The organism is Anoxybacillus pushchinoensis (assembly GCF_900111795.1).
GTDB lineage: Bacteria > Bacillota > Bacilli > Bacillales > Anoxybacillaceae > Anoxybacillus > Anoxybacillus pushchinoensis.
On record NZ_FOJQ01000099.1, the window covers coordinates 1 to 2,782 of the forward strand.

Annotated in this window: 2 pseudogenes; one reads left to right on the forward strand and one right to left on the reverse strand. The window is 38.7% G+C overall.

The features are described 5' to 3' along the window. Positions 1-513 (forward strand): annotated as a pseudogene (locus tag BM213_RS14205) (FAD-dependent oxidoreductase); the annotation flags it as partial. 44 nt (positions 514-557) lie between these two features. Here BM213_RS14205 and BM213_RS14210 read toward each other — a convergent pair. Continuing rightward, positions 558-2,693: pseudogene (locus BM213_RS14210) on the reverse strand (Tn3 family transposase); the annotation flags it as partial. Positions 2,694-2,782 lie beyond the last annotated feature (89 nt).

Consider the following 2,782-nt stretch of genomic DNA (forward strand, 5'->3'; position numbering starts at 1 on the left):
AACCAGAACAAACGATCGATCGTTTGTGTGTTCAGTTGTAAATCTTTAATTCAACTTATATACTTAGCAAAAAATCATCCGTTTCTTGGGCTGCATACGTCTGCAGGAACGGTCGATTTATCTGCACTAATCGAGCAAAAAAATGAATTAGTGCGCGATCTACGCCAAACGAAATATGTAAATCTCATCAACGAATATGGATTTACGCTCATACAAGGAGAAGCGGTATTCTTAGACGAAACGACAGTAGAAGTCAATGGGAAAAAATTATCAGCGAGCCGCTTCCTGATTGCCACAGGTGCTTCTCCGGCAGTTCCTAATATTCCTGGGCTTGCGGGTGTGGATTACGTCACAAGCACGACGCTACTTGAACGAAAAGAAGTACCGAAACGATTAGCGGTCATCGGTTCTGGTTATATTGGTATCGAACTCGGCCAACTGTTTCATCATCTTGGTTCTGGGGTCCCACCAACAAAAAGCGCAAAACATACGCTAAGCAAATTTCGACATGAATAAAGCCGAGTTTTCCTACGCTAAGGAAATTTCGGCTTTTATTTTTATTGAATAAGAGGGCGCAGTGAATTTAAACTAGCTATTTTCTTCATATCAAAGGTGTATTCACCAAGAAAATTGATATGCTCCCATCCTAATGGTGAAATATGTTTTAGCAAGTCTTCTCGCAAATCTCCTTTTTCCTTCAACAAATTTATTGCTTCGGTAAGGTATACGGTATTCCATACACTAATGGCATTAATTATAATGTTTAAAGCACTTGCACGTTGAAGTTGATCTTGTAGTCCTCGTTCTCGTAATTCGCCTCGTTTTCCAAAGAATAACGCTCTTGCCAAGCCATTCATAGCTTCTCCTTTATTTAATCCTCGCTGAATACGCCTACGTAGGGCTTCATTAGATATATAATCTAAAATAAAAATAGTCTTTTCGATTCTTCCCATTTCTCGTAAGGCAGTAGCTAACTTGTTTTGTCTTGCATATGACCCTAATTTCCCCATAATCAGCGAACCAGACACTTTTCCTTCTCGAATCGAATGGGCTAAACGGAGCACATCATCAAAGTTTTTTTGAATAATCTTTGTGTTAATTCGCCCACGAAGTAATTTTTCTAGATCAGGAAAATCACTTGGCTTTTGAATGGTGTATAGTTTAGCATCAGCTAAATCACGAAGTCTTGGTGCAAAACGAAAACCTAACAAATGACTTAAACCAAAAACTTGATCGGTATAACCAGCCGTATCAGTATAATGCTCCTCAATATTTAATTCGGTTTCATGATGAAGCAGTCCATCGATGACATGTACAGCATCTCTTGCATTTGTATTAATGACTTTCGTATAAAAAGATGAAAATTGATCACTCGTAAATCGATAAATGGTTGCCCCCTTCCCTGTACCATAATGAGGATTTGCCTCGGCATGTAACGATGAAACTCCAACTTGTACTCGCATTCCATCAGATGAAGATGTGGTGCCATCTCCCCAATAAGAGGCTAAAGCAAGTTTGTGTTGAAAATTTACCAAAGTTGCCTGTGCTCGATTTATAGCATCATCATACAATCGCCATTGTGCGGCATTGGCCATCTGGTGATAAGTAATTCCAGGTGTAGCATCTGCCATTTTAGTCAACCCAATATTCGTTCCCATCGCCATAAGTGCAGCCATCAAAATGACCTTTTCCTCTCCCTTCGGAGGGCGATTGGTGGAAGCGTGTATTAACATTTCATCAAATCCTGTCCAGTGTGCTACTTCCATTAAAAGATCAGTGAGCTTAATTCTTGGAAGCATATTATATAAGGATAAACTGAAGGTTCATGCATCTTCTGGGGTATTCTTTTCTAAACGATCCACTCTAAGTTTTGCTTTTTCTATATTTACTCCTTCAAGACTATCAAGGTTATTTGAAATCCATGTAAAGCGTTCAGCTAGAGCCTTTCTTCTTTCTTCAAGATATTCCTCTGCTGATGAACGAACTGCCAGTCTAGTTTCCTTTAAATTGGTTGTTGTCCATTCATCTTTGGGAACAAGGTAATCCTCAAAGTCTTTATGGAGCCTACTACCGACTACAGATACGTCTCCTGAACGAATATGATTTTTTAATTCCGTTAGGGCAGCCATTTCATAATAATGTCGATTAATAATTCCTTCCTCGTCATACACATGCTTTTCCCATCGTTTTGGGACGAAATCTAACGGAGCTCCATCTGGTACTTTTCTTTTGCCGGATTTATTCATCTCGTTCAATGTTTTTAATGCACGTAATAATGGTTCTGCTGCTTTTGTAGAACGAAATTCTAACGATTTCAGAAGAGCAGGGGTGTACTTTCTCAAATAAGTAAATCGATTCTCTAGCAAATCAAGGTAATCATAATCCATTGGTCGGGCTAATTTTTTTGCTTCTTCAACGGAAGCAACGATTTTATCCCAAGGCATTACCTTTTCAATGGTGCTAAATGGATCAAGTCCTTCATCTCGTGCTTGAATAAGTGCAGCCCCAATATCTGCAAAATGAACAACTTTTTCATTAACTGCTTTTCCATTTTCCCTTTGCATTTCCTCTTGTGTTTTACGGCCTTTCGATTGTAAAATCATCATTTGTCGATCATGAATTTCAATTGCTTGGTCAATTAAATCCTGACTTAGTGTTACTAGGTATGCTATAAGAATGGCATATTTCTTACTGTAGTTGAGCAATTTTCGTTACAATAATTACCATTTAAAAAGAGACAAACAGGGTACCCCTTATGCCACGTGGAGCTGTTTTTTCACGG